This window comes from Phytomonospora endophytica (assembly GCF_014202425.1).
Lineage (GTDB): Bacteria > Actinomycetota > Actinomycetes > Mycobacteriales > Micromonosporaceae > Phytomonospora > Phytomonospora endophytica.
In genome coordinates this window covers 146337-173161 of record NZ_JACHGT010000018.1, presented here as the reverse complement: position 1 = coordinate 173161, position 26825 = coordinate 146337, and the positions used below count along the sequence as shown (strand labels likewise).

General features: G+C 71.8%; 25 protein-coding genes. 11 read left to right on the top strand and 14 right to left on the bottom strand.

From position 1 onward, the window contains the following. Positions 1-2 precede the first annotated feature (2 nt). From HNR73_RS33085 to HNR73_RS33075, 3 genes are read left to right on the top strand one after another with little or no spacing between them, the layout of a single operon-like run. Positions 3-1157 carry an ATP-NAD kinase family protein gene (locus HNR73_RS33085; protein ID WP_184791797.1) on the top strand — a complete coding sequence of 385 codons (1155 nt, stop codon included), beginning with the start codon at positions 3-5 and terminating at the stop codon, positions 1155-1157. Then, positions 1154-1900: an SDR family NAD(P)-dependent oxidoreductase gene (locus HNR73_RS33080; RefSeq protein ID WP_184791730.1), complete on the top strand. Its 747-nt coding sequence runs from the start codon at positions 1154-1156 to the stop codon at positions 1898-1900. The genes HNR73_RS33085 and HNR73_RS33080 overlap by 4 nt, the downstream gene beginning before the upstream one ends. Before the next feature lie 27 nt (positions 1901-1927). After that, positions 1928-2578, top strand: coding sequence for a GntR family transcriptional regulator (locus tag HNR73_RS33075; protein ID WP_184791728.1), 651 nt, complete (start codon positions 1928-1930; stop codon positions 2576-2578). 5 nt (positions 2579-2583) lie between these two features. Here the strand turns inward: HNR73_RS33075 and HNR73_RS33070 are convergent, their stop codons facing one another. Next, complete coding sequence (locus HNR73_RS33070) at positions 2584-3195, bottom strand: hypothetical protein (RefSeq protein WP_184791726.1); 612 nt, start codon at positions 3193-3195, stop codon at positions 2584-2586. 51 nt (positions 3196-3246) lie between these two features. After that, positions 3247-4161, bottom strand: a complete 915-nt coding sequence (locus tag HNR73_RS33065) for an RNA polymerase sigma-70 factor (RefSeq protein WP_184791724.1) — start codon at positions 4159-4161, stop codon at positions 3247-3249. 201 nt (positions 4162-4362) lie between these two features. On the opposite strand from HNR73_RS33065, the gene HNR73_RS33060 reads away from it, so the two are divergent. Next, on the top strand, positions 4363-5094 hold the full coding sequence (locus HNR73_RS33060) for a class I SAM-dependent methyltransferase (protein ID WP_184791722.1): 732 nt from the start codon (positions 4363-4365) through the stop codon (positions 5092-5094). Between the two features lie 3 nt (positions 5095-5097). On the opposite strand, the gene HNR73_RS33055 is transcribed toward HNR73_RS33060, so the two are convergent. Further along, on the bottom strand, positions 5098-5487 hold the full coding sequence (locus HNR73_RS33055; RefSeq protein WP_184791720.1) for a YchJ family protein: 390 nt from the start codon (positions 5485-5487) through the stop codon (positions 5098-5100). Positions 5488-5593: 106 nt separating this feature from the next. On the opposite strand from HNR73_RS33055, the gene HNR73_RS33050 reads away from it, so the two are divergent. The 3 genes from HNR73_RS33050 to HNR73_RS33040 all read left to right on the top strand — a co-directional run bounded on the left by HNR73_RS33050 (position 5594) and on the right by HNR73_RS33040 (position 8715). Then, complete coding sequence (locus HNR73_RS33050; RefSeq protein WP_184791718.1) at positions 5594-6211, top strand: TetR/AcrR family transcriptional regulator; 618 nt, start codon at positions 5594-5596, stop codon at positions 6209-6211. A gap of 71 nt (positions 6212-6282) precedes the next feature. Beyond that, complete coding sequence (locus HNR73_RS33045; RefSeq protein WP_184791717.1) at positions 6283-7854, top strand: FAD-dependent monooxygenase; 1572 nt, start codon at positions 6283-6285, stop codon at positions 7852-7854. A 144-nt stretch (positions 7855-7998) separates the two neighbouring features. After that, on the top strand, positions 7999-8715 hold the full coding sequence (locus HNR73_RS33040; RefSeq protein WP_184791715.1) for a hypothetical protein: 717 nt from the start codon (positions 7999-8001) through the stop codon (positions 8713-8715). Here HNR73_RS33040 and HNR73_RS33035 read toward each other — a convergent pair. The 4 genes from HNR73_RS33035 to HNR73_RS33020 all read right to left on the bottom strand — a co-directional run bounded on the left by HNR73_RS33035 (position 8611) and on the right by HNR73_RS33020 (position 13724). Continuing rightward, positions 8611-10761 (bottom strand): prolyl oligopeptidase family serine peptidase, encoded by a 2151-nt coding sequence (locus HNR73_RS33035; RefSeq protein WP_184791713.1) that lies wholly within the window; start codon positions 10759-10761, stop codon positions 8611-8613. The genes HNR73_RS33040 and HNR73_RS33035 overlap by 105 nt on opposite strands. Continuing rightward, the gene (locus HNR73_RS41030; RefSeq protein WP_184791711.1) at positions 10754-13006 is read right to left on the bottom strand and encodes a SagD/YcaO family ATP-dependent cyclodehydratase; all 2253 of its coding nucleotides are present in this window, start codon (positions 13004-13006) and stop codon (positions 10754-10756) included. Before HNR73_RS41030 ends, HNR73_RS33035 begins: the two co-directional genes overlap by 8 nt. Next, positions 13003-13470 (bottom strand): pyridoxamine 5'-phosphate oxidase family protein, encoded by a 468-nt coding sequence (locus HNR73_RS33025; RefSeq protein ID WP_184791709.1) that lies wholly within the window; start codon positions 13468-13470, stop codon positions 13003-13005. The genes HNR73_RS41030 and HNR73_RS33025 overlap by 4 nt, the downstream gene beginning before the upstream one ends. 98 nt (positions 13471-13568) lie before the next feature. Next, on the bottom strand, positions 13569-13724 hold the full coding sequence (locus tag HNR73_RS33020) for a hypothetical protein (protein WP_184791707.1): 156 nt from the start codon (positions 13722-13724) through the stop codon (positions 13569-13571). Between the two features lie 169 nt (positions 13725-13893). Between HNR73_RS33020 and HNR73_RS33015 the strand changes: the two genes are divergently transcribed. The 3 genes from HNR73_RS33015 to HNR73_RS33005 are packed head-to-tail and all read left to right on the top strand — an operon-like array spanning position 13894 to position 16708. After that, positions 13894-14508: a hypothetical protein gene (locus tag HNR73_RS33015; protein WP_184791705.1), complete on the top strand. Its 615-nt coding sequence runs from the start codon at positions 13894-13896 to the stop codon at positions 14506-14508. After that, on the top strand, positions 14505-15815 hold the full coding sequence (locus HNR73_RS33010; protein ID WP_311677837.1) for an MFS transporter: 1311 nt from the start codon (positions 14505-14507) through the stop codon (positions 15813-15815). Before HNR73_RS33015 ends, HNR73_RS33010 begins: the two co-directional genes overlap by 4 nt. Continuing rightward, on the top strand, positions 15812-16708 hold the full coding sequence (locus HNR73_RS33005) for a JmjC domain-containing protein (RefSeq protein ID WP_184791701.1): 897 nt from the start codon (positions 15812-15814) through the stop codon (positions 16706-16708). The genes HNR73_RS33010 and HNR73_RS33005 overlap by 4 nt, the downstream gene beginning before the upstream one ends. On the opposite strand, the gene HNR73_RS33000 is transcribed toward HNR73_RS33005, so the two are convergent. The 7 genes from HNR73_RS33000 to HNR73_RS32970 all read right to left on the bottom strand — a co-directional run bounded on the left by HNR73_RS33000 (position 16705) and on the right by HNR73_RS32970 (position 24875). Beyond that, the gene (locus HNR73_RS33000) at positions 16705-17769 is read right to left on the bottom strand and encodes a hypothetical protein (RefSeq protein ID WP_184791699.1); all 1065 of its coding nucleotides are present in this window, start codon (positions 17767-17769) and stop codon (positions 16705-16707) included. The two genes, HNR73_RS33005 and HNR73_RS33000, sit on opposite strands and share 4 nt — an antisense overlap. A 22-nt stretch (positions 17770-17791) precedes the next feature. Beyond that, on the bottom strand, positions 17792-19372 hold the full coding sequence (locus tag HNR73_RS32995; protein ID WP_184791697.1) for an alpha-amylase family glycosyl hydrolase: 1581 nt from the start codon (positions 19370-19372) through the stop codon (positions 17792-17794). Next, positions 19369-20562, bottom strand: coding sequence for an ROK family transcriptional regulator (locus HNR73_RS32990; RefSeq protein ID WP_184791695.1), 1194 nt, complete (start codon positions 20560-20562; stop codon positions 19369-19371). The genes HNR73_RS32995 and HNR73_RS32990 overlap by 4 nt, the downstream gene beginning before the upstream one ends. Before the next feature lie 73 nt (positions 20563-20635). Next, a complete protein-coding gene (locus tag HNR73_RS32985; protein ID WP_184791693.1) occupies positions 20636-22303 on the bottom strand; it encodes an alpha-amylase family glycosyl hydrolase in 1668 nt (555 codons plus the stop codon). After that, positions 22296-23267, bottom strand: a complete 972-nt coding sequence (locus tag HNR73_RS32980; protein WP_184791692.1) for a TIGR03885 family FMN-dependent LLM class oxidoreductase — start codon at positions 23265-23267, stop codon at positions 22296-22298. Before HNR73_RS32980 ends, HNR73_RS32985 begins: the two co-directional genes overlap by 8 nt. Before the next feature lie 29 nt (positions 23268-23296). Then, positions 23297-23662, bottom strand: coding sequence for a nuclear transport factor 2 family protein (locus HNR73_RS32975; protein WP_184791691.1), 366 nt, complete (start codon positions 23660-23662; stop codon positions 23297-23299). A gap of 82 nt (positions 23663-23744) precedes the next feature. Next, the gene (locus HNR73_RS32970; protein ID WP_184791689.1) at positions 23745-24875 is read right to left on the bottom strand and encodes a low temperature requirement protein A; all 1131 of its coding nucleotides are present in this window, start codon (positions 24873-24875) and stop codon (positions 23745-23747) included. A 143-nt stretch (positions 24876-25018) separates the two neighbouring features. On the opposite strand from HNR73_RS32970, the gene HNR73_RS32965 reads away from it, so the two are divergent. Further along, on the top strand, positions 25019-26803 hold the full coding sequence (locus HNR73_RS32965; protein WP_239122223.1) for a chitinase: 1785 nt from the start codon (positions 25019-25021) through the stop codon (positions 26801-26803). Positions 26804-26825 lie beyond the last annotated feature (22 nt).

The window sequence follows — 26825 nt, the reverse complement described above, 5'->3', positions numbered from 1 at the left end:
CGATGCTCGGCGGGGGAGCCGCGGAACGGGCCGGGATCGTCCCCGGCCCGGGTTCCGGGCGGGCGAGCGGCGGTGTCCACACGGTCGGTCTCCTCGTCAACCCGGTCGCGGGACTGGGCGGCACGGTCGCGCTCAAGGGAAGTGACGGCGCCGAGGCGCAGCGGCGTGCCCGCGCTCTCGGCGCCGCGCCCCGGGCGGCGGAGCGGGCCGCGCTGGCGCTGGCGGAGCTGCGCACTCGCCTGCCGGGCGTCCGGGTCGTCACGGTGGCCGGGGACATGGGCGAGGACGTCCTGCCCGGTGCCGCCGAGGTGGTCTGCGACCGTCCGTTGCGGACGACCGCCGCCGACACCCGCCGCGCGGCCGGCGCGCTGATCGAGGCCGGTGCCGGGCTGCTGCTCTTCGCCGGTGGCGACGGGACCGCGCGCGACGTCCTCGACGCGCTCGGCGGGGGTTTCCCGGCCGTCGGCATCCCCGCCGGGGTCAAGATGCACTCGGCGGTCTACGCGGTGTCGCCGCGAGCGGCGGGCGAGGTCGCCGCGGCCTACCTGTCGGGGGCGGCCACGGCCGCGCCCTCGGAGGTCATGGACCGCGACGGCGACGACATCGTCCTCTATGGACTGCTGTCGGTGCCGCGGGTCGCCGAGCGCGTCCAGCGCGGCAAGGTCGGCTCCAGCCTCACCGGCGGTGACGACCTCGCCGGAATCGCCGCCGAGGTCGACGCCGGGCGGCGGGCCGGGGGCGTCGACGTCTACGGGCCGGGCACCACCACGCACGGAGTGCTGCGCCTGCTCGGGGTCGACGCGCCGCCGACCGGCGTCACCGCCGTCGCCGACGGTTCGTGCCTGGCCGCCGACGCCGACGCGGCCGCCTTGCTGCGCTTGAGTACGGGCCGTCCCGCGCGGATCGTGGTCTCCCCGATCGGGGGCCAGGGTTTCCTGTTCGGGCGCGGCAATCAGCAGATCACCCCGGCCCTGCTTCGCGCGGTCGGCCGGGACGGCGTCGTCGTGGTGTGCGGCGAGACGAAACTGGCCGCCCTGGGCGGCCGTCCACTGCTGGTCGACACCGGAGACGACGCGCTCGACCGGTCGCTGACCGGCTACCTTCCGATCGTGACCGGCCGACGCCGGCACGTCATGTACCGAGTGGGAGAACGATGAGCACCTTGCAGGGCAAGCGGGCCGTGGTGACCGGGGCCGCCTCCGGGATCGGGCGGGCCACCGCCGAGCTGATGGCCGAGCTCGGCGCCTCCGTCGCGGTCGTCGACCGTGACGAGGCCGGGGCGAAGGCCGTCGCCGAGGGCATCGGCGGGATCGCCGTGGCCACCGACGTCGCGAGCGCCGCCGACTGCGAGCGGGCGGTGGCCACGGCCGTCGAGGCCTTCGGCGGGCTGGACGTCCTGGTCAACAACGCCGGGATCATCCGCCGCTCCACGGTCCTCGACATCACCGAGGACGACTGGGACCTGGTCATGGCCGTCAACGTCAAGTCGGTGATGCTGATGAGCCGCTTCGCCATTCCGCACCTGGTCGCCGCGGGCGGCGGCAGTATCGTCAACACCGGTTCGGGCTGGGGCATCAAAGGCGGTGGGCAGGCGGTGTCCTACTGCGCCTCGAAGGGCGCGGTGGTGAACCTGACGCGCGCGATGGCCATCGACCACGGTCCCGACGGGATCCGCGTCAACTGCGTCTGCCCCGGTGACACCGCCACCGGGATGCTCGCCGAGGAGGCGCGCCAGCTGGGTGAGTCGGCCGACGCCTTCTACGCCGAGGCCGCCGACCGTCCACTGCGCCGGATCGGGCAGCCGCGCGACATCGCCGAGGCGATCGCCTACCTCGCCGGTGACGGCGCGGCCTTCGTCAGCGGAGCCGTGCTCACCGTCGACGGCGCCGGCACGGCATGATCTGTGGTCGAGGAGCGAGGTGACGCGATGCCCATCGAACGACGACCGCTGCGGGACCAGATCAAGCGCGAGGTGCTCGGGCGCCTGCGGCGTGGGGACTTCCCGGCGGGCCAGAACATCAACGAGGGACGGCTTGCCGGTGAGCTGGGCGTTTCCCGCACGCCGCTGCGGGAGGCGCTGATCGCGCTGGAGATCGAGGGGCTCATCGAGAGTCAGCCCGGCAAGGGCTTCCGTTTCGCTCCGGTCAGCCCGCGCGAGTACCAGGAGCTGTGCCCGGTCGTCGCCGCCCTCGAAGCGCTGGCGCTGGAGTCCTCCGACCCGGCGTATCTCGCCGAGACGGCGCCGCGTCTGCTGGCGATGGCCACGGAGTTCGACGCCTCGGTGGCCAGTCAGGCCGAGATCGAGGAGCGCGACGACGAGTGGCACGACCTGCTGCTCGGCGGCTGCCGCAACGAGCGTGTCATGGACCTGCTGACGACGCTGAAGGCGAGTCTGCGGCGGTACGTGCATCTCCTGATCGACGACGAGACCGAGATCAGCCGCTCGGCCGGTGAGCACCGGGCGATCGCCGAGGCGCTGATCGCCGGGGACACCGACGCCGCGGTGGCCGCGCTCAAGGCGAACTGGACGAGCGGTACCGACCGGATGGTGGAGAAGCTGGGCGAGGCACGGGAGTAGGAGGCTCAGCCGCCCACGTGCGGCGGGTCCTGTGGGGGCATGTCCCCTCCCGAGGGGGTGTCTCCCCGGGGGATCACGCCGCACGGTTCGGGGGTGCAGGTCGGCAGCATCGCGTCGAGTTCGGTGACCGTCGCCGGGTGGGCGTTCTCGACGGCCCGCCGGAGGGCGTCGGTGGGTACGTCGGTGACGGCGTTGGCGCGGATGACCAGGCCGTCGTGGTTCTCGGCGTACTCATGTCGCTCGCCGCTCATCCGGTACCAGCCGTCGCCTTGGCGCGTGCACGCCACCTCGGCGGGGGTGCCGGTTCCGGCGACCGGCGTGGACGTGCAGGAGTCGTCGGTGATCTCGGGGTCGTCGTCGACGATGAGCTGGAAGTACCGGCCGTCGGCGGCGGCGTAGTGGTCGCTGAAGCCGTCGTCGGCGTACACGCCGGCACCGCCGCCGGTGGCCTGGACGTAGCCGTCGACCTCGGTGACGTAGATGTGGGAGAGCGGCACACCCCAGATGGCCGCCCGTGACTCGTACGCCGTGCGTTCCTCCGCGGAGGGCCCGGCCTCGCCGCAGCCCGACAGCAGCACCGTGAGCGCCAGTACGGCCGCCGGCAGGGTCTTTCGCATCGGATCTCCCCCCTCTTTCCGTACCGTCGACGTTACGGAACGCCGGTCTCGCTATGGCAACGGCTCGGCCTCGGGAGCGACGAGGGCGAGCGCGGTCGTGTCGCCCATGTGGGAGAGCTTGTCGGGGTTGCGGACGGCGTAGAGGCCGGTGATGAGGCCGTCTTCGACGCGTACGGCGAGGACGGTGTCGACGCGGTCGCCGTCGCGGAGGACGAGGGCCGGGTGGCCGTTGACGTAGGCGGGTTCGAGGGCCGCGTCGGCCCGGATGTTGCCGAGGATGGGGGCGACGGTGCTCGCGCCGACGATCGGTGCCAGCGCGGCCTGGACGACTCCGCCGCCGTCGGTGAGGAGGACGACGTCGGGGGCGAGGGTGTCAAGGAGACGCTGGAGGTCGCCGGTCTTGAGCGCGCCGTGGAAGGCGTCGAGGACGTTTCGGGTCTCGGTCGCCGAGACCGTTTCTCGCGGCCGGCGCGCGGCGACGTGGGCCCGGGCCCGGTGGGCGATCTGGCGGACGGCGGCGGGGGACTTGTCGACCGCGGCGGCGATCTCGTCGTAGCCGAGGTCGAAGACCTCGCGGAGTACGAACACGGCCCGCTCGGTGGGGCTGAGGGTCTCCAGCACGAGCATGACGGCCATGGAGACGCTGTCGGCGAGTGCGACGTCTTCGGCGATGTCGGGGGTGGTGAGCAGGGGTTCGGGGAGCCAGGGCCCGACGTAGGACTCCTTGCGGCGGTCGAGGGAGCGCAGGCGCATGAGGGCCTGGCGGGTGGTGATCCGCACGAGGTAGGCGCGCTTGTTCTCGATGGTGTCGAGGTCGACGCCGGCCCATTTCAGCCAGGTCTCCTGGAGGACGTCTTCGGCGTCGGCGGCCGAACCGAGCATCTCGTAGGCGACCGTGAACAGCAGGTTGCGGTGTGCGACGAAGGAGTCGGTGGCCGGGTCGGGTCGCGTGTCGCTGTCTTCCATGGTCGGTTCCTGTTCGCCGTCGGCTGTGGTGATCACGAGATGCCGCTCGTGCTGGATCTGTGACGGTCAGGCCTTGTGCCGCGGGTCACGGTGTCCTGTCGGGTCAAGATCGTCCGCCATGGTCGCAGTGCGCGGTGCGGTCCTCGAAGCCGCCCCGGAAAAGGCGTTCGCGATCGGTGGCCGGGGCTCGATACTGGCGCGATGTACACCGACGCCGAAGCCGCCGCCCTCTATGACCTCGTCGAGGCGTGGAACCCCGACGGTCATCCCGCCGACGCCCACTACCACCGGCTCGTCATGGCCGCCGGTGACGTGCTCGACGTCGGCTGCGGCACCGGCGGGATGCTCCACCGCGCCCGTGCCGACGGGCACACCGGCCGCCTTGCCGGGCTCGATCCCGATCCCGCCGTGCTCGCCCGGGCCCGTCGCCGGACCGATGTCGAGTGGGTCGAGACGACCGCCGCCGGGGCGGTGTGGGACGCCGAGTTCGATCTCGCGGTGATGGCGAGCCACGCCTTCCAGTACCTGATCACCGACGAGGATCTGCGGGCGTCGCTGGCCGCCATCCGGGCGGCGCTGCGGCCGGGCGGGCGTTTCGCCTTCGAGACCCGGCATCCCTCGGCCCGTGCCTGGGAGGCGTGGAACCCGGGCAACGCGAGTGACATCGTCGACGGTGGTGGCCGCGCCCTGCGCACGTGGTTCGAGGTGGACCTGGTCGAGGACGGGGTGGTGTCCTACACGGGGACGATCGCCGACCGCGATGGCACGGTCCTGCGGGTGGACCGGGAGACCTTGCGGTTCCTCGGTGAGGACGCGCTGGACGCCTTCCTGGCGGAGGCGGGTTTCGTGGTGGAGACGCGTTGCGGCGACTGGGACGGCGGGCCGGTCACGGCCGTGAGCCGGGAGATCGTGACGGTGGCGCGGCGGGGGTAGGGCTCACCCGATCGCGGCCACGTACAGCCACCTGCCGCCTTCGCGTACGAAGCTGCTGTTCTCCTCCAGCACGCCGGGCGTCGTCCCGTCGGTGTAGTGCGCGCGGAAGTGGACCGTCCCGGCGGTGTCGAGCATGCCGCCGCCCCTCGTGGCGACGATCTCCAGGCGGGTGAACCGCGGGCTGTCGCCGAGGTTGAGCCGGGCCGGGCGGTGGAGCGGATGCCAGGTCGCCTGGAGGTAGGGCGCGTCGCCGCGGGCGAAGGCGGTGAAGCGGGAGCGCATGAGCAGTTCGGCGGTCGGTGCGTGCGGGCCTTCGGCGCGCCAGCGGCCGCAGCAGTCGCCGTAGGGTGTGCCGAAGCCGCAGGGGCAGGTCGGCGAAGTCGGTCGCGACATGCCTCCATGATCCCGCGCCCGGCGATCCCGGGGAGCGGGGGCCGGTGAGAAAAAGTTGCCGCCACGGAATCTTTGCAATCTCGGCAAGCTTTGTTAGTGTCGGGGCATGGAAACCGAAGGCTTGGGTCTGCGCGAGCGCAAGAAGCGGGAGACCCGGCTCGCGCTGAGCCGGGCGGCGATCCACCTGTGCCTCGAACGCGGCTGGGACGACGTCAGCGCCGAGGACATCGCCGAGGCGGCCGACGTCTCGGTGCGCACCTTCCGCAACTACTTCTCCGGCAAGGCCGAGGCGATCGCCGCCAGCCACGTCGAACGCGCCATGCGCATCGCCGACGAACTCCGCGCCCGCCCCGCCGACGAGCCCCTGTGGGACTCCCTCGCCGGCGCGGTCCACGCCCAGTTCGCCCCCGCCGACGGCACCGGCGGATCCCCGGCCGACCGCCGCTGGCGGGACGCGCTGATGCTCCTCTTCGCCGAACCCGCGCTGCAGGGCGAGATCCTCAAGGCCAACGCCGCCGCCCAGGACGCTCTCGCCGCCGTCGTCGCCGAACGGACCGGCACCGACGTGACCCGCGACGTCTACCCCAAGCTCGTCGCCGCCGTCGTCGGCGCGGCCAGTGCCACCGCCGTCGAACACTGCCTCCGGGCCGACGACCCGCCACCGCTCGGGCCGCTCCTGCGCGAGGTCTTCGACGGCCTGCGCGCCGGCCTCCCCACCCCCTAACCCCCATCTCGCCCAACGCAGCCCGGCGACCGCCGGGCCGCTCACCCCTGCCCTGAAACGAGGAAACCCACATGGACACCGACGTCGTCATCGCCGGAGGCGGACCCAACGGCCTGATGCTGGCCTGCGAACTCGCCCTCGCCGGGATCCGGCCGCTCGTGCTGGAGCGGCTGGCCGAACCGAGCCGCGAACCGAAGGCCAACGGACTGCTCGGCCAGGTCGTGCGCCTGATGGACCAGCGCGGACTGTTCGAATCCTTGAGCGGCGGCGACGGCCCGCCGTCACCGAACCGGGCCTACTTCATGTTCGGCGCGCTGCCCCTCGACCTCAGCGTCCTCGACGACAGCCCCCTCTACGCCCTTCCCGCCCCACAGCACCACATCGTGCGCGTCCTCGACGACCGCGCCCGCGAACTGGGTGTGCCGGTCCTGCGCGGGCACGAGGTCACCGGCCTTTCCCAGGACGACGACGCCGTGACCGTCACGGTCACCGGACCGGACGGTCCCTACACGCTGCGGGCGCGCCACCTCGTCGGCGCCGACGGAGCCCACAGCGTGACCCGCAAGCTCGCGGGCATCGAGTTCCCCGGCGTCTCCTACGATCGCGCGACCGTCCGCTCTGCCCACGCGAGCCTCCCGGCGGCGTGGATCAATCCCGGCAGCGGGGCACTGAACGTGCCCGGGCACGGGCCCGTCCTGCCGTTCCTGCCGCACCGGACCGAACGCGGCGGCTTCTCCTACGCGCCGCTGCCCGGGCACCCCCCGCTGATCAGCACGACCGAGTGGGAGCCGCCTGCGACGACCGAGCCGATGACCCTCGCCGAGATGCGCGCGAGCGTCGCCCGCGTCCTCGGCGCCGACCTGCCCCTCGAAGCACCGCCTGGCGAAGGACCGCACGTGCTGCGGCGCCTCGCCGGAGGCAACACCCGCATCGCCGAGCGCTTCCGCGACCGCCGCGTGTTCCTCGTCGGCGACGCCGCCCACGTCTACGCCGCCGGTGGCGGACCCGGACTCAACCTCGGCCTCCAGGACGCGGTCAACCTCGGCTGGAAACTCGCCGCCGCCCTCGACGGCCGCGCCCCCGACGGGCTCCTCGACACCTACGAGACCGAACGGCGCCTCGCCGCCGAACGCATGGTGATGAACGCCCGGGCCCAGTCGGCCCTCATCGCACCCGGCCCCGACGTCACCGGCATGCGCGAGCTGTTCACCGAACTGCTCGGCGACCCCGCCACGGTCGGACGCCTCGCCGCACTCACCGCCGGTGCCGACGTCCGCTACGCCATCACCGGCGAACACCCGCTGACCGGAACCTTCGCCCCCGACCTTGCCCTGGAGACCCCCGACGGCCCCACCCGCCTCGCCGAACTCGCCCGCTCGGCCCGGCCCCTCCTCCTCGACCTGACCAGCAACGGCTCCCTCGCCGCCGCGCTCACCGAGCCGCCCGTCGACGTCGTCACGGCGAGCGCCGGGCCCGACGCGCCGACCGCGCTGCTCCTGCGCCCGGACGGGTACGTGGCCTGGGCCTCCTCGGCGGCCCGGCCCGATCCGGCCGAGTTGGAGAAGGCCTTGGGGGAGTGGTTCACCGCGGCCCCGGCGGACGGCCGACGGGACAGCCGCGCGCCCGGAACCTCGCTTCACTGACCTCACCGGTGATCCGGTCCGCGCTCGCGCTTCAAGCCGCGACCAAGTTCCGCTCAAGGTTTCGGCGAGGCGGTCCGGTCACAGTGGTGACCACGTGGACCGGCGAGGCGGAATCGGTCGCGGTGCGAGGGGAGCGGGAGAGACATGAACGAACATGCTCGGCGGCTGACGATGTTCGCGGCGGGTTATCTGCAGGAGGCGGTGCTGCGGATCCGGCGGCTCTTCCCCGACGCCGACGGCCCGCGCGGTGGGCGGGCCGCCGAGCAGGTCGTCAACGACGTCTTAATCCCGCATCGCCCCCAGCCGCGCGGGGTCACCCACCGGATGATGGTCGCCGAGGGGTTCGGCGCCATCGAACGGATGCTGCTCGCCAGACTCAAGTGCGACGACGCCACCGGGACCGGTGTGCGGGTCATCCGCTCGACCGACACGGCGGTGTCCGGCGCCTACGACGCACCGCCCGCCGCGCGGCCGGTGCGCAGCACGCCGCTGGAGCTCCCCTTCATGGTGATCACGCCCGACAAGGTCGTCCTCGGCGCCGAGCGCGCCGTGCCGGCGCCGCCCCGGCTCCTGGTCGTCGGCGACCAGAAGGCCCTCGCCGAGTTGCGCGCCTGCTACGACCTGCTGTGGTGGGCCATGAGCGACGACATACGCGCCGAAGAGACGCACGATCCGCTGCCCCCGGACCTCCTGGAACTACTCAAGGAACTGGCGACGGGAGCCACCGACGCGACGGCCGCGCGCAACCTGCACCTATCAGGACGCACGCTCAGCCGCCGCGCGCGGGAACTCCTCGACAGCCTCGACGCGACCAGCCGCTTCCAGGCCGGGATCGTCGCCGCCAGACGCGGCCTCGTCTAGCCCGAGCAGTCCGGTGTGGGCGGCCATGAAGGCCAGGACGTCGCCGGTGTGGGCGACGGTCGACGCCAGCGCCCGGTTGCCGTGCCCGACCCGGCGGTCCCGCCGGATCGCCACCGGCCCCGGACCCGTGCTCGCGCGCTGGAGGGCCGCGCACATCTTGCGGCCGTGCAGTGGATCGACGCGCTCGTCGTCCTCGGAGACGGTGAACAGCGTCGCCGGATAGCGGCGGCCGTCGGTGACGCGGTGGTAGGGGGAGTAGGCGAGCAGGTGCCGGAAGTCCTCGGCGTCGGCGACGGTCCCGTACTCCGAGCGCCAGATCGGGCCCAGGCCCGACGACTCGTAGCGGACCATGTCGCACAGCGGCGCGGTGCAGACCGCCGCGGCGAACAGATCGGGGTCCTGTGTCACCGCGGCGGCGGCGACGAGGGCCCCGTTGCTGCCGCCCCAGACCGCCAGCCGTTCCCGCGACGTCCAGCCCTCGTCGATGAGATGCCGCGCGCAGGCCAGCAGGTCGTCGATGACGTTCTGCTTCCCGTGGCGGCGTCCCGCCGCGTGCCAGGTCTCGCCGTGCTCGCCGCCGCCGCGCAGGCTCGCGCTGACATAGCCGCCGCCCGCGCGGAGCCATGCCATGGTGGCCGCCGAGTAGGTCGGCGGGCGGGAGGTGCCGAAGCCGCCGTAGCCGCTCAGGATCGTCGAGATGGGGCCGTGTGCGGCACGCGGCCGAACCATGATCATCTCGATGGGGGTGCCGTCGGCCGAGACGCACCGGATCCGGTCGGTGCGCACCGCCGTCGGCTGTGACCGGTTCGGCCGCTCGGTGCCGCTCTCGGCGAGACCGGTGGAGATCCGGTAGGTGACGACCCGCGGTGAGGTCGTGACGTCGGTGTAGCTGAACCACGCCCGATCACCGTCGCCCGCGCGGGTGAGAAGGGGGCCGACCTTGCCCTCGCCCGGCAACGGCACCTCGCGCAGGCGCTCGCCGTCGCCGAGCCGGTGCAGCGACACCTCGCTGAGCGCCGATCGGCTCCACGACACCAGGAGATGGTCGCCGACGATCGCGAAATCGACGATGACCGCGCCGGGATCGGGTCCGGCGAGGGGGCGCCAGCCGTCGTGCCCGGGCCGTTCGGGATCGGCGACGACGATGCGCCGGTTCGGCGCCTCCCGATTGGTGAGGATGTACAGCAGACCGTCGGTCCCGAAGGTGATGCCGCTGCTGGCGGTGCCGGGAGCCTGCACCTGGACCGGGACCGGCCGCTCGGGCGGTGCGGACCGCAGGTCGGAGAGTAGGAGCTCGTTGCCGGAGGCGGCGCTCCCGTCGGTGACCGACACCGCCGCCCAGTTCCCGTCGGGCGAGACCGACACCGAGTAGTACCGGTCTTGGTCCCCGCCGTAGACCTGTGGATCGTCGCGCCAGTCGGCGCCGACGTTGTGCAGGTAGACCCCGCGTCGCGGGGCCTCGTCGGTGCCGCCGCGGACGTAGTACAGCCTGCGTCCGCAGGGGAACCAGGCGACCGAGGAGTGGCCGCAGCCCTCGATCGGACCGTCGGTGATCCGGCCGGAGGCGACGTCCATGATGTACAGCGCGGCCTGCTCGGAACCGCCGACGGCGAGGTTCAGGGCCAGCCGGTCCCCATCGGGCGACGGTCTCCAGGCGTGCAGTTCGGCGGCGGCCGCGAGGTGCGGCGGCAACAGGTCCAGAAGATTGCGCGCCGGCCCGTCCGGGCCGGTCGCGTACAGCCCCGGCCGCGTTCCGCCGCGCGTGTGGCGCATCTCGAAGCGCGTTCGGCCCCGCCAGATCGGTGCGCTGGCGTAGTCGACGTCGAGGTGTTCGGCGACGGCCGCGCGCCACCGGTCCAGCCCCGGCAGCCTGTCGCGGACGGCCGACCAGTGCAGATCCTGGTCGGCGCTCCAGCTTCGGGTCGCGGCCGACGACCGGTCTTCCAGCCACCGGTAGGGGTCCGGGACCAGGACACCGTGCAGCATGTCGGCGGTCGTGTCCCGGTGCGCGAACGGGGCCTCGCCCGAAGCGGCGGGGCTAGGCATGGGGAATCGGAATCGTGGTGAGATCGCCCTCGGGCCTGGGTTCGGAGCGCCAGCCGAGCCGCACGGCGCTGTCCTGAACGACACCGCGGCCGAGGAAGGGGAAGGCCGCCGGGAAGTTCCCGACGAGGCCCGGTACCAGCGTCCGCGTGACGCTCAGGCCCGCCGCGGCCACGTCGGGAGTGGTGATGTCGGCGTAGAAGACCTCGTATCCGGGCGCCTCGACGGCCTTGCGGTAGGTGTCGAGGTCGGCGCCGCCGAGTCGCGGCAGGTCGGACACGGCACGGGTGAGTGGGACGTCGACCCAGGGGCGGATCCGCTCCACCGCGCGTGGATCCAGGTGGACCTGCGTTTGGCAGATCAGGGTGGGCACGTCGCGGAAGTCCGGCCGGTAGTCGTCGAGGTAGCGACGGTCCGCGCGCCACGGCTTGAGTCCCTGGTCCGGGAGACGCCCGTTGGCGACGGCCCGGCCGTACTGGTTGTCGGGCCCCGCCAGGTCGCGGGCGATCTCCTGCAGCGTCAGGCCTTCGGCCCAGGCCTTCAGGGCCGCGTCCTCCGGATCGGAGCGTGAGGCGAAGCCGATGGTGAACAGACCCTGGTCGGCGTCCTCGACGACGCCCGCCATGACCGGGATCGAGAACTCGTTGTCCAGGTGGATCAGCCACGCGCGCAAGGGACCGTCCGGTGTTCCGTTCGGCCAGGCCTCGGCGAGCCGTGGCGAGGGGACCACTGCGGGCAGGGTCGGCCGGTTGAGCCACCAGACCATCGTGCTGTGCCGCTCCACGACCTCCTGCAGACCGGACAGGACGGCGTCGTCGAGGCTCACCCCCGCCGCGACACCGGCGTAGGCGGTCCCGTTCGTCGGGGGAGCGTCCTCGGGAGAGGTCTTGTACCAGTTGACATAGACGAGGCTGGCCGGCAGCCACGCCGGTACGTTCCGGGTCAGGTTGCGGCCGCGGACCCAGTGGATCGGCGTGTCGCGGGTCATGGGAGCGAAAGGGAACCCGGGTGCCGCGTACTGGGCGGCGGAGAACAACGCCAGGCGTTCGGGGTCGACGGCGTGCTCACCGGCCCGTGTCAGCTCCCGGTGGCTCGCCCGGCGCAGCAGATCGGCCCGGACGATGTTGCCGCAGTAGCGTTCCACGAGCTCACCGACGGCGGCCTTCGCGGCGGCTTCCGGATCGCCGAAGGAGCTCCCTCCACCGGAGGGATCGTTGCGCCAGCGACTGATCCGCCCGATGTTGCAGCCCGCCGCGTGGACGGTGGTCATCCCGGGTGGCCCGAGCGGGTGCGACGGGATCTTCTCCAGGCGGGTGACGATGCCCAGACGCCGGTCGGTCAGGGGCCCGGCCGGATCGGTGAACAACCCGGGTGGCGGCGACGACGGCGGCGCGTCGGGCAGCGGGAGTACCGGGCGGCGCTCGACGCCCAGATCGACCGGGTCCAGCTCGACCTCGTGCCAGGAGCCCAGGGGCCCGGCGCCGGCGAGCCAGCGTTCGACGTCGACGAGGAAGGCCGAGACCATCCAGAAACGCTCGTGGGGCGGCGGCAGGTAGGCGTCACCCGGCGCCGGTTGCGAGCGGGCCCGCAGCGCGGCGGGATCCGCCGTGGCGGCCAGTCGGCGGCCGTGGAGGTCACCGAAGGTCGGCCCGCCGCCCGGTTCATGGTGCGGGCCGAACCATCCCCGTTCCGCCTCGAAGTGGAAGTGACTCCATCGCAGGCCCGCGGACGCGCAGGCTCGCTCCAGCCGGGACAGTTCCGCCGGGTCGAAGCGGTCGAGGCAGGCCAGGACGACGGTGGCCGACGGATCGAGACCGGTGAGGGCGTTTGGTGAGGACGCGGTTCGGACCTCGCCGAAGCGGTCGCCGACCCGGCCGAGAAGTTCGACGGTCGTGGCCGCGAAGGCGCCGGTGCCGAGCACGACCACCGTCGTGCGCGCGGGCCCGGCGGCGTCGGCCTCGGCGAAACGGGCCCAGTCGGCGTCGGCGGGGCCGGGAGCCTTGAGGGAGAGACAACCCTCCTCGGTCAGCATGTCCACAAGAGACGCGAGTTCCGCCGGGCGCTCGCGGCCGGCGACGATCTCGCTGACCGGCGTGCTGCCGTCGCAGGCGGCCAGGACCTCGGCCAGTTCTCGCTCGCCGAGGACGAGCCGGAACGTCCTTCCGCGCGGGGTGGTCAGGACCATGCCCCCTTCGGGATGGGCTACGGCGTCGACGCGGACGAGCCGTGGCCGGTCGGCGCGGGTCACGCCGCGACGCCCTGTGCCGTCCACTTCGATCGCGTGGGGCGTGGTCGGCGGCCGGGCACGAGGTTGTCGAAGTTGGTGCAGTTGACCCGTTCCAGGTCGATCTCGTAGACGAAGGTGTCGCGCGCGAAGCGGATGTTGGGCGGGGCGGTGGCGATGAGGGTCTCGACCCATTCGGCGGACACCTGGCGCGCGGTCCCGGTGAGGCACACCTCGGCGTCCATCGGGCCCGGCAGGGAGTGGACGACACAGCGCGGGTCCCGGTCGAGGTCGTGACGCTTGGGGGTGTCGGGCATGACGCCGATGTAGATCCGGTCGCCGACGACCACCGGCGAGACCGGCACGACGCGGGGTCCGCCGTCGGCGCGGATCGTGCCGAGGTAGGCGATCCCGTAATTGGTGAAGATGCGAAGTCCGAGCTCGGCGATGTCGGGTGCCTGCTCGGCGAATTCCTGCCACGTTGCCATGGTTCTCCCCTCAAGGATGGGTCGGCTGAAAGCGAGCTGCGTTCCGAGGTGGGAACGCAGCTCGCCGCTGGCGAACCAGTTCAGTTCTTGCGACTGATTCAGACCGTGTCGGACTCGGTCGCCGTCTCCTCGGAGAAGGTCTCCTCGGTGCCGGCCGTGGTGTCCCATACGAAGGACAGGCGGGCGTCGGGGTGGTTCTGCGGCGCGATCAGCAGTTCACGGCCGTCGTTCGCCTTTTCGATCTCTTCGAACATTGCGGCACCTCTTTTCTGGTGGTGAGGAATCGCCAACGTATCCGGGGATCGCGGGGATGGCGTGGTCGAAATCTTCCTTGGCGACTTGTCGCCACGGCCGCCGCCGGAGCCCGGTGAGGGCGGTAGCTTCGGTCGCAGTCCACCCTCGCCGAGCCACCGGGAGGCACGAATGGCCAGGGCAGCTCACACGTTGACCGATACCAGAGCGACCAGGAGCCTGGGCCGCGACGACGGCGTCTTTCACCTCGGCCGTCCCGGCTGGCTTACCGGGGAACTGTTCGACGGGCTTTTGCGAGAATCGCGGGAGCAGCGCGCGGGAGCCGAGAAGATCCGTGAGCAGCACTTCGCCGAACTCGGTCCGGTCGGGTGTTCCCTGCGCGAGTCGGATGAGCTGCGCAACTATGTCGAGACGAATGCCGGAGTTTCGGCGACCGCGAGCGGAAAAGGGAACTACCGGTATTACGACATTCCGCACAGTCATGTCGTGCCGCATATCGACACCGACCAGTTCGCGCTCAACGTGATCGTGATGCTGGAGCATGATTGGGTCAGTGAACGGCGCTCGGGTCTGCTGCTTTTCCCGCATGGGAAAGACCCGGTGACGGTTCTGCTGGAGGTCGGCGAGGTCATTTTGTTCTATGCCCGCCGGGTCATCCACGCCCGCACTCCGATCTCGGACAACAATGACGAGCGGGCGGTCAATCTCGGCATCGGGTTCACTCCCGCCGGGCCGGTCGACGCCCCGGAGTTCTGGCACCCCGCCGAGGGCTGGTCGCCCGCGTGACGGCCGGTGAGGAGAGTGTGGAGACGCTGGAGCCCCCTTCTCCGCCGGTGCGGCGGAGTCTGTGGAGGCACCGTGACTTCATGCTCGTGTGGCTCGGCCAGTCGGCGTCGATGTTCGGCTCGACGGTCAGCTTCATCGCCCTGCCGCTCATCGGTGTGCTCCTGCTGGAGCTCAGCGCCTTCGAGATGGGCCTCGTGGCCACCGCGAGCACCGTTCCCGGTGTGCTGCTGAGCCCGTTCTCGGGGACCATCGTGGACCGGGTGGACCGGCGGCGGCTGATGATCGGCGCCGACCTGGGCCGCGCGTTGCTGATCGTGTCCATTCCGCTCGCGACGCTGTTCGGCGTGCTGTCGATGGCGCAGCTCATCGTGGTCGGCGGAGGACTGGCCGTGCTGACCCGGTTGTTCAACCTGGCCCACATGACCTTTCTGCCCAGTGTCGTCGAGGAGGAGAGCCTCGCCGACGGCAACAGCAAGCTGGAGGCGAGCCAGTCGGTCGCCGACGTCAGCGGGCCCGGCGCGGCCGGGCTGCTGGTGACCGCGGTCGGGCCGGCGGTGACGGTTCTCGTCGACGCCGGGTCCTATGTGGTCTCGGCGGTCAGCCTGGCGAGGGTGAGGTTCTCCTCCGCCGCGAGTGCCGCCGTTAAACCGCGGGGCCGCAGCCTCAAGGGGTTCTGGCGCGACACCGTGACCGGCTTTCGGCTGATGTGGACGGACGAGGTGCTGCGCTCGATCAGCGTCTCCTATGCCTCCCTGGCGCTGTTCGCGCAGATCCAGATGGTCGTCTACATGCTCTTCCTGGTCCGCAATCTGCACTTCCCGCCGATCGTGATCGGCCTCGTCTTCGCCCTGTCGGGCGTGGTGGGCTTCGGCGCGGCCCTCCTCGGCGGCCGTCTCGCCGGGACCCTGGGCGTCGGGCGCCTGCTGGTGCTCGGCCAGGGCGCCATGGTCGCGGGCGGGGTGCTGCTGGCGTCCGTGGCGGGTTCCACGGTCCAGGCCGCCGGGACGATGCTGGTCGCCGAGGCCTTCTTCGCGATCGGGATGTCCTTCTGGGGCGTGGGCAGCCGGACCCTCTTCCAGATCAGGACCGCCGACGAGGTCCGGGGCCGGGTCATCGGTGCCTCCGGGGTGCTCACCGGCGTGCTGGTCGCCTGTTCCGGACTGCTCGGCGGCGCGCTCGGCTCGGCCTTCGGGCTGCGGACGGCGCTGGTGATCGGTGCCGTCGGCATGCTCCTCTCCCTCGCGCTCGTGCTGCGCCGGCGGGTCTGGATGGTTCACCTCGACAAGACGAAGGTAGGTCAGGCATGACGACGGCGGTCGCGGCAACCGAACTGTTCGGCCCGGACGGCGCGATCGGGCGGGCGTGGGGAACGATCCCGACGGTCGTCCGGGACGGCCCTCTCACGGCGCTCCTGCCGGGCGCGGACGAGCTCCTGGCCACGCCCTTGCTGCGGCCACCGTTCATCACCGTCCTCGACGAGGGCACGCCCGTGGCGCCGTCCCGGTACTGCCGTGCGGAGGCTTTCGCCAGCCCCGGCCGGGCGGAGCAGATCGTCGACGCGGATGCGCTCGACGGCCTGCTGTCGGCCGGTGCGGCGGTCAAGTTCAACCGGCTGGAACTGTGGAGTCCGGCGGTGGCGGCGCTGGCCTCGGAGATCGGCGCGGCCCGCGGCAAGAAGGTGAAGGTGTGGGGTTTCCTGTCTCCGCACGCCCAGCGGCTCGTCCCCGCACATCGCGATCCGGCGCACGTCGTGGCCGTGCAGCTCGACGGCCGCAAGGGCTGGATTCTCGGCGGCCCCTGCCCCGAGGAAGCGTGGTCGGCGATGAAGACGCCCGAGCCCGGCGAGGAGACCCGGGTCGAGCTGGAGGCGGGCGACATCCTGTACCTGCCCTACGGCTACGCGCATTGTGCGGCCGCCGAGACCTCCTCGTCGTTCCACATCTCCTTCGCGCTGGAGGGAACCACCGCCGGGGAACTACGCCACCGGATCGTCAAACACGTCGTGGACCGGCTCGACGGCACCGACTCCACCGAGGTCGGTGAGCACAACCTGGCCGCGATCGCCGCCGAACTGCACGGCGTGCTCGACGAGGCCGCCCGCGCGGTCGCCGCGCTGCCGGGCAGGGACGGTGTCGAGCGGATCCACGCCGGCGACACCGCCGAGGTCATCGACCGGTTGCTGGGGAGCGACGCGCCCTAGACCGCCGGTACGTCCTGCGCCGGCCCGACCTTGGCCAGCCACGCGGCCGCCTCGGCCTCGGGCAGGACCCGGTCGAGCGTCAGGGATCCGGTCATCATCGGGTACTGGCGGTCGTTGTTCCACGAGCGCGGGTAGGACGGCGGGTCGAGCACGACGACGCGGCGGTCCTCGAAGAGCGGGATGTCGGCGGGGCGGCCTTCGTTCCAGATCCACGCGCCGGTGGCGTCGGCGGGGTTGAAGCGGCCCTCGGCGGTTCCGCCGAAGTCCTCGGGCGGCGCGTCGGTGGCGACGGCGGCCCAGTGCGGGTCGAGGCCGAGGTCGCCGAGGAGGCCCTCCTCGACGGGCCCGTCGAGCGCGGCGGCGAGCAGGGAGTGCAGCTGGAAGTTGTCGCCGAGCCCGGCGATGGTGACCTCGTAGCCGCGGCCGCTCGGGCGGTGCAGGACGAGGAGCGGCTCGTTGTCGAGGACGGTCAGCAGGCCTTGCAGCCAGCTCAGGGAGGGCTGGTCGTCGACGAGTTCGAGGCAGCCTTCGAGGATCTCCGCACGGTGGGGGAAGGCGGCGCGGACGGACCTGTCGAGCTGGAGCAGTGAGGTCGCCGGCATCTGCCAGAGGTTGAGGGTGTCCCAGCCCTCGGCGAGGGCGCGGGCCTCCTCCTCGCCGACCGAGGCGGCCAGGGCGGTCACGATCGCGTCGTACTCCTCGACGGTGGTCTCCTCGCCGGGCAGCGGCGAGGGGTCGCCCATGGCGCGCCAGGCCTTGCGCAGGAGACGGGCGCGTCGCATGGCCTCGCGCAGGCCTTCGGCGACCGGCGTGACCAGCGGTGCCGGGTCGGCGCCGCGCTCGGCGAAGGCCCCGCACATCAGCGCGAGCTGGCTGCCCATGCCGATGTGGAGGGTCCCGAGGATGTCGGCGCAGCGCGGCAGGATCGCGGTGAGCTCTTCGGCCGGGGCCTGCTGTCCGGCGTTCCACAGCAGGCCCATGGCCTGGCCGAAGGCGTCGATGTCGCGGTCGGCGATGGCGGTTTCGAGTTCCGCGCACGCGCTGTCGAGGTCTGAGGTCACCGACGGATGGTAGCCGCCGGGCTCAGGGCGCCAGCTCGAAGACGCCGTAGGAGAAGCCCGCGGCCTCGACGCGGCCGCCGTCGACGGTGATGCCCTTGACCTCGACCGGGCTCGCCGCGCGGGCGAGGGCGGGCACGTCGAGGGTGACGGCGTCGCGTCCGGGGTTGACGACGACGAGGAAGCGCCCGCCGCGGATGTAGGCGAAGGGGTAGCCGGTCGAGAGGATCTCGACCTCGCCCGCCGGGCCGAGTTCGGGGTTGGCCTTGCGCAGGGTGATCAGGCGGCGGACCAGGTGGAGCACCGAGTCGGCGTCCTCGCGTTGGGCGGCGACGGTGGGCCGGTCGGGGGCGGGGTCGAGGGGCAGGTAGAGCGCGTCGGGTTCGGCGGTGGAGAACCCGGCGTTGGGGCCGTCGTCCCACTGCATGGGGGTGCGGCAGCCTGCGCGGTTGTGGTTGGGGCCGAGGGCGCTGCCTTCGTGGACGGGCATGCCCGGGACGTAGCGCATGCCGATCTCGTCGCCGGCGTAGATCGCGGGGACGGTCTGCCAGGTGAGCAGGAAGGTGAGGGCGGCGCCGAGTTGTTCGGCGGTGCGCGGTCCGCAGGCCAGGCGGGAGAAGTCGTGGTTGGAGGAGGGGAGCGCGCTGAAGCCGCGGTCGCCGATGACCTCGCGCGCGTGGCGCCAGGCGTCGAGGAAGGTCGACATCGAGCCTTTGGCCTCGGCGTCGAAGTAGCAGTCCTGCGGGCCGCCCCAGGTCTCCTTGCGGGTGCCGGCGTTGTTGTTCCACAGCGAGCGCAGCGGCATGCCGTCGCTGTCGCCGCCGAAGTGGAGGAAGAAGTCGGCGTGGAAACCGGCCGGGACCGACACCGCCGGGTCGCTCCATTCGGCGACGATGGCCGCCTCGGGGTGCGCGGTGTCGAGCCAGTCGCGCAGTTCGCGCCAGATCCTGCCGGTCTCGGTGCGGTCGGCGTCGTCCTTGACCAGTGAGTGGGCCATGTCGACACGGAAGCCCGCGATGCCCCGGCTCAGCCAGAAGTCCATGACGTCGCGCAGGGCGCGGCGGTTGGCCAGGGGACCGGGCGCGTCGACCGGCAGGCGCCACGGCTCGTCGGGGTGCGTGCGCGCGTAGCCGAAGTTGAGGGCGGGCTGGCTGTCGAAGAAGTTCGGCAGGTAGAAGCCTTCGCGGGTGCCGGGGGAGGCGACGAAGTGCTCGGCCTGGCGGTCGGCCCAGATGTAGCGGTCGTCGGTGGGGTCGGCGGCGGAGTGGACGAACCACGGGTGCTGGTCGGAGGTGTGTCCGGCGACCAGGTCGAGCATCACGCGGATCCCGCGTTCGCCGGCGGCGGCGGTGAGGGCGGCCAGGTCGTCCTCGGTGCCGTAGCGGGGAGCGATGCGGGTGTAGTCGGCGACGTCGTAGCCGGCGTCGTTGAAGGGCGACACGAAGCACGGATTGATCCACATGGTGTCCACGCCGAGCCAGGAGAGGTGGTCGAGGTGGGCCTTGATGCCGGGCAGGTCGCCGATGCCGTCGCCGTTGGAGTCGGCGAAGCTCTGCGGGTAGATCTGGTACAGGACGGCGTCGGCGAGCCAGTGCTGTGCGGTCACGGGTGGTGCCTCTCTACGCGGGGTGGGGTCAGTGGGCCGGCGACCGCCGCGCCGATCATCAGGCAGGCGGCGCCCCGGGCCCACAGGTCGTCGGTGGCGGGGTCGATGTGGACGGGACGTTCGGCGGCCTTGGAGAAGGCGTGCGCGCGCAGGCCCGCCGTCATCGCCGGGCCGAACAGGTCGTGTTCGGCGGCGCCTTCGCCGGCCAGGACGATCAGTTCCAGGTCCAGGAGGTTGACCAGGGCGGCGAGGCCGCGGCCGAGGGCGTTTCCGACCCGGGCGTAGACCTCCCGGGCCGCGGGGTTTCCCGCGCGGGCGAGTGCGGCGGCCTGCTCGGCGGAGGAGACCCGGACGCCTTCGTGGGCGAGGTCGCGCACGATCGCCGCGCTCGACGCCAGCGCCTCCAGGCAGCCGTGGTTTCCGCAGAGGCACTTCGGTCCGGCTGGGTCGAGGGGTAGGTGGCCGAACTCGCCGGCCATGCCGGTGGCGCCGGTGTACATGGCGCCGCCGAGGAGCAGGCCGCAGCCGACGCCGGGCCCGATGGTGACCACGGCGAAGGAGCGGGTGTCGCGTCCGGCGCCGAACCAGCGTTCGGCGACGACGAGGGTGTTGACGTCGTTCTCGACGACGACGGGCAGGCCGGTGGCTTCGGCGAGGGGTGCGGCGACGGGGACTTCGTGCCAGTCGAGGAGGGCCGAGGTGTGGCAGATTCCGGCCTCGCGGCCGACGTGGCCGCCGACGCCGACACCGATGCCGAGCACGAGGGAGGTGTCCACTCCGGACAGCAGGTCGCGGGTGAGTGCGGTGGTCGCGCGGAGGATCGTGGTGGGGAGCGTGTCGGGGACGGGGGTCTCGGCGCGGCCGACGACGCGGGCGGCCATGTCGGTGAGGACGCCGGTGACGTGCGTCGGTGAGATCTTCACGCCGACGACGAGGTGGCGGGCCGCATTGACCTCCAGCAGGCGCCGGGGCCGTCCGAGGGCGGTGGCGGCGCGGCCCGTTTCGCGGATGTAGTCGCCGTCGAGGAGGGGAGGCAGGAGCCGGGTCACCGTCGAGGGGGACAGGCCGAGTTTCGCGGCCACCTCGACGCGCGAGAGCGGTCCGTCGGTGAGGATCAGCGCGAAGACCTCGGCGCGCGTCCGTTCACCGAACGGGCCGGAGGGTGCCGGGCGCCCGGGGTTGCTGCTCATGGCCTCTTCCGTCGATGTCGATCAAGGCGCAGCCAAGCAGAGTTACTTTCGTGTGTCAAGAAAAGAAGGCGGGTCAGTCGATGCCGGGGGTGCTCGTTCCCGTGCGGTGCAGGCGAAGCCAGCGGAAGCCGCTGGGGCCGAGTGGCACCTCGCCGGTGGTGGTGTCGGCGGGTTCGTAGGAGCGGTCGGCGAAGACCTCGTCGCAGCCGACGTCGAGTTCGTCGCCGAGGTGGGCGGTGCGTTCCTCGTCGGCGAGGTTGTGCAGGACCACGAGCGAGTGGAACTGGTCGTGGCGTACGGCCAGGATTCCGGGGTCGCCGGAGTCGAGGAGCCGGTGGCGGCCGGTGCCGATCTCGGCGCATTCGCGGCGGTTGGCGGCCAGGCGGCGCAGCCAGTTCAGGCGGGAGCCGGGGTCGGGCAGCTGGGCGGCGATGTTGCGCGTGCGGTACCCGTAGTGGCCGTCGGGGGTGGTGGGCCGGACGAGTTCGGCGGGCCGTCCGTGGGAGAAGCCGCCGTTGTCGAGGGCGTTCCACTGCATCGGGGGCCGGTTGGCCAGGCGGCCGGGCAGTTCGGGGTTGTCGCCGAGGCCGTACTCGTCGCCGTAGAAGATCGTCGGGGTTCCCGGCAGGGAGAACATCAGTGAGAAGGCCAGTCGCACTCGTGCCTCGTCGTCGTCGAGCATCGGCGTCATTCTGCGGCGGATCCCGCGACCGTAGGCGCGCTGGTCCTCGCGTGGCGCGAAGGACGCGAAGACGGCCTCGCGTTCCTCGTCGGTGTAGTGCAGGTCGAGGTTCAGTTCGTCGTGGTGGCGCAGGAACGACAGGTAGGAGCAGACCGGGGGAGGCGTCGGCCGCGCGGTGAGCTGGCGGGCGATCGGGGCGGCCTCGCCGAGGGCGAGGGAGGCCCAGATGCCGCCGCAGCCGGCGAAGTCGAACATCACCCGCATCTCCTCGGCACCCTCTTCGCCGAAGTAGCGGCCGAGCAGGTCGAGCGGCAGGTTGGCCTCCCCGACCAGGATCGCGTCGCTGCTGCGGCGGGCGATGAAGGAGCGCAGGTCGCGCAGGTAGTCGTGGGAGGAGTCCTCGCCGCCGCCGCTGTCGGCGATCTCCTCGACGAGGAAGGGGACGGAGTCGACGCGGAAGCCGCTGACGCCGACGGCGAGCCAGAATCCCAGGACCTTGTACATCTCGGCGCGGACGGCGGGGTTGTTGGTGTTGAGGTCGGGCATGAAGTCGTGGTAGCGGTGCAGGTAGTACTGGCCGGAGCCCTCGTCGAAGGTGTAGGTGCCGGTCTGTTCGCCGGGCAGGACGGGTTCGGGTGGGTCGGCCGGCGGTTCGTCGGACCAGACGTAGTAGTCGCGGTACTTCGCGTCGCGGGAGGAGCGCGCGTCGGTGAACCAGGGGTGTTCGTCGCTGGTGTGGTTGAGGGCGATGTCGAGGATGACGCGGATCCCGTTCTGGCGGGCGGCTCGGGTGAAGGCGACGAAGTCGCCGAGGTCGCCGAGCCGGGGGTCGATCGACAGGTAGTCGCTGGTGTCGTAGCCGTCGTCGCGCCAGGGGGAGGGGAAGGGCGGCAGGACCCACAGGCAGGTGACGCCGAGGGCGGCGAGGTAGTCGATGCCGGCGGCGAGGCCTTTGAAGTCGCCGATGCCGTCGCCGTCGCCGTCGAGGAAGGTCTTGACGTCGACGGCGTAGACGAGGCCGTTCTTCCACCACAGGTCGGTCATGGAGCTCTCAGGCACGGTCGTCTCCTTCGAAGGCGGGGAGGACGCCGGTGGCGAAGGCGTCGATGAACTCGGCCTGGTTGGGGCCGACCTGGTGGAGCTGGACCTGGTCGGCGCCGAGGCGGATGTAGGTGGCGATGTGCTCGGCGTGGCGGTCGAGGTCGGCGCCGATGGCGATGGCCTCGTGGAGGTCTTCGGGCCGGACGGTCGTGGCGGCGGCCTCGATGTGCTCGGGGAGTTCGAGTTCCATGCAGGCCGGGTGGGGGATGCCGGCGTGGCGCCATTGCTCGAAGGCGTGTCGGGCGGCCAGCTTGTCGGTCTCGGCCCAGGACAGGTGGTGCTGGACGGTGACCGGGCCGGTGCCGCCGTTGTCGCGGTAGGCGCCGATGGTGCGTTCGACCTGTTCGGCCGGGCCGCCGACGGTGATCAGGCCGTCGGCCCAGGCGGCGGCCCATTTCGCGGTGGGTGGGGTGACGGCGGCGGCGATCAGTGCCGGGGGATGTTCGCAGGTGGTGTGGACGCGGCCGTGTTTGACGCGGACGTGGCCGTGGTGGTCGACGGTCTCGCCGCGCCAGAGCGCGCGAATGACGTCGACGCATTCGCGCAGTCGGCCGAGCCGGTCGGCCTTGGAGGGCCACGGGTCGCCGGTGACCTGCTCGTTGGAGGCCTCGCCGCTGCCGAGGGCGAGCCAGAAGCGGCCGGGGAACATCTCGGCGAGGGTCACGGCGGCCTGGGCGATCACCGCCGGGTGGTAGCGCTGGCCGGGGGCGGTCACCACGCCGAAGGGCAGGGAGGTCGCGTTCATGGCCGCGCCGAGCCAGGCGTAGGCGAAACCGACGCCGCGCTGTCCAGGCAGCCAGGGGCTGAGGTGATCGGAGGACATCGCCGCGGTGAACCCGGCGGTCTCGGCGCGGCGGACGTGGGCGAGCAGTTCGCCGGGCGGGAACTGCTCGTGGCTGGCGTGGTAACCGATGAGGGGCATGGTCGCCGGTTACCCGCCGTCCGTCCCGGCTACTCCTTGGGCGTGTGCTGGTGGAAGTAGAGGCGCCAGCCTTCGGTGGTGCGGATGTAGTGACTGCTGACGAGGGCCGCGTAGGGTTTCCCGCCCCGGACGGCGCCCACGACGTAGGAGACGACGCCGACGTCGTCGCCCGGGCGGGTGACCGCGACCTCCGTCAGCGCGTGGGAGTCCCATGGTGGGGTGTCCAAGGTGGCCAGGATCGCGGGTTTCCCGTGCAGGCGCAGGCCTCCGGGGAAGAGCATGAGGGCGTCGTCGGTGAGCAGCTCGCGGTAGAAGGACGCCGCGGTGTCCGCGTCGGTCGACAATGCCGCCCAGCCGCGTCGTTCCAGTTCGATGAGTTCCTCTGCGCCGCTCACCCGGGCTCCTTTCGGTCTCCGGCACCATCATCGCGGCCGGTCGGCCCTTGGGTACCCGTTTCGGGGCTTCGTGATGGGTCGCTCAGTCCGCCAGGCGCGTCTCGGCGACGGCGACGGCGATGACCAGGAGGGCCAGCAGCCCGACGCCGAGGTGGGCGGGCATCAGCGTCGCCGGCCACAGCAGGCTCAGCGCGGCGATCGCGGCGACGCCCCGGACCACGGTGGTGCGGGTCAGGCGGTGCTGGAAGGCGACCCGTACGGCCAGGATCGCCAGCAGGTAGAGCCCGGTCCCGCCGAACAGGGCGCCGGCGATCGCGCCGGGCAGCGCGTGGGGCGCGTCGATGATGGCGACCGACGCGCCCGCCCCGGCCAGCGCCAGCCCGAGCTGTGCGGGGAGATGCCCGTAGGTGAACACGTGCCGCAGCCATTGGCGGGACAGCATCGAATCGTGCGTGCCCTCCCGGAGGCTGCCGGTGTTGAAGTAGATCCACCACACCCCGGCGGCGAGCACGAAGGCGAAGACGGCGGTCAGTCCGCCGGCGGCGTCCAGGCTCGTTCCGCTCAGCCCGGCGACGACGGACAGGATCGCCTCGCCGATGACGATGATCGTGAACAGCCCGAAGCGTTCCTTGAGGTGCTCGACGCTGTGGGAGACGGCGTTGGTCGGCCGGGCGGCGGCGAAGGGCAGCGCCAGTTCGACGGCCATCGCGGCGATCCACGCCGCGGTCTGCCACCCGCCGGGCAGGAACAGCCCGCCGATCCAGCCGACGGCGGCGACGGCGCTTCCGGTGGCGTAGCGGCGGGCGATGGGCAGTGCGGCCGGGTCGGTCCGGCCCGCCAGGACGTAGAGCACCGCCGGGACGGCCCTGGCGAGGAGGTATCCGGCCACGAACTTGAGGTCGTCGGAACCGTGTGAGCCCACGCCGGGCAGGGCGACGGCGACCAGGCAGATCCCGAACATCCCGGCCAGCGCGACGAGCCGGTGCCCGCCGCGTTCGTCGGTGTCGAAGCGGTTGGCCTGGTAGGTGTAGATCACCCAGGTCCACCAGAGCGGAACGAAGAGCCCGGCCGTCACCAGCAGTTCGAGTGCCGTCGGGTGCCCGACGACCCGGTGGGCGACCTGGCCGACGGCGGCGACGAACACCAGGTCGAAGAGCAGCTCGAACCAGGTCGCGCGGCGCTCGCGCGGCGCGGTCTCGGTGGTTTCGGACATCGGGGACTCCCAAGGGGGACGGCGGGGGCGCCGAAACTGTAGCCACGGTGGGCGGAGTCCATTCAGTGACACCGCCCACACTTAACTGATAGTCTCTTAACAGTTAATTTCCTTCCCTTGATTCCCCCGTCCCAGGAGTTCCGGTGAAGCACTTACCCCGCCTCCGCGCGGCCCTCGTCCCCCTGATCCTGATCGCCGCCCTGTTCGCCGTTCCCGGCACCGCGAGCGCGGCCAACATCCTCACCAACCCCGGCTTCGAGACCGGCTCGGTCTCGCCGTGGGTCTGCTCCGGCGGCACCGGAAGCGTCGTGTCGACCCCGGTCCGCTCCGGCACCAAGGCCCTGGCTGCGGCGGCGAGTTCGGCCGACCAGGCGAAGTGCTCCCAGTCGGTGACGGTCGTGCCGAACACCGCCTACACGCTGTCGGCTTGGGTCCGCGGCAACTACGTCTACCTCGGCGTCACCGGCGGCGCCTCGACCTGGACCCCGTCGGCGTCGGCGTACACGCAGCTCACGGTCGCCTTCACCACCGGCGCGAGCCAGACGACCGCCGAGGTCTTCCTGCACGGCTGGTACGGCCAGGGCACCTACTACGCCGACGACGTCAACCTCGACGGCCCCGGCGGCAACCCGCAGCCCGGCGCTCCCGGAGTACCCGGCACCCCGGCCGTCGGGACGGTCACGAACACCGCGATCGCACTGTCCTGGGCGGCCTCGACCGGCACCGTCACCGGCTACCGCGTCTACGAGGGCTCCAGCGTCGTCAAGACCGTCACGGGCACCTCGGTCACGGTGGACGCTCTGGCGGTGTGCTCCTCGCACTCCTTCACCGTTGCGGCGTACAACGCCAACGGCGAGTCGGCGAAGTCCGGCGCGGCGAGTGCGACCACGTCCGGGTGCACCAACCCCGGTCTGCCCAAGCACGCGCTGATCGGGTACCTGCACTCCAGCTTCGCCAACGGATCGGGCTACATCCGTATGGCCGACGTCCCCGACTCCTGGGACATCGTCAACCTGGCCTTCGGTGAGCCGACCTCGGTGACCTCCGGCGACATCCGCTTCCGGCTGTGCCCGGCCGCCGAGTGTCCCAATGTGGAGAGCGAGGCCGACTTCATCGCCGCGATCCGCGCCAAACAGGCCAAGGGCAAGAAGGTGCTGATCTCGATCGGCGGCCAGAACGGCCAGGTCCAGCTGACCACGACCGCCGCGCGGGACGCGTTCGTCAGCTCGGTGTCGGCGATCATCGACCGCTACGGACTCGACGGTCTCGACATCGACTTCGAGGGCCACTCGCTGTACTTCAACTCCGGTGACACCGACTTCCGCAACCCGACCACCCCGGTGATCGTCAACCTGATCTCGGCGCTGAAGACCCTCAAGGCCCGCTACGGCGCCAAGTTCGTGCTCACCATGGCGCCGGAGACCTTCTTCGTGCAGGTCGGCCACCAGTTCTACGGCGGTGCCGGCGGCGGGGACAACCGGACCGGGTCCTACCTGCCGGTCATCCACGCGATGCGGGACGCGCTGACCGTGCTGCACGTCCAGGACTACAACTCCGGTCCGGTCATGGGCCTCGACGGGCAGTACCACAACATCGGCAACGCCGACTTCCACATCGCGATGACCGACATGATCAAGGCGGGCTTCACCGTCGCCAACACCGGTCAGACCTTCCCCGGGCTGCGGGCCGACCAGATCGCCTTCGGTCTCCCCGCGGCCGTCAGCGCGGGCAACGGCTACACCTCCCCGGCGGCGGTGCACCAGGCCGTCGACTGCCTCGCCAAGGGCGTCAACTGCGGCGGCTACACCCTGCGCGGTGGCGCCTCCCCGGCCTTCCGCGGGCTGATGACCTGGTCGGTCAACTGGGACCGCTACTACAACTGGGAGTTCGCCAACAGTCACGAGCCCTATCTCAACGCCCTCCCGTAGAGCCAGCGTGAGGCCCGTTTCT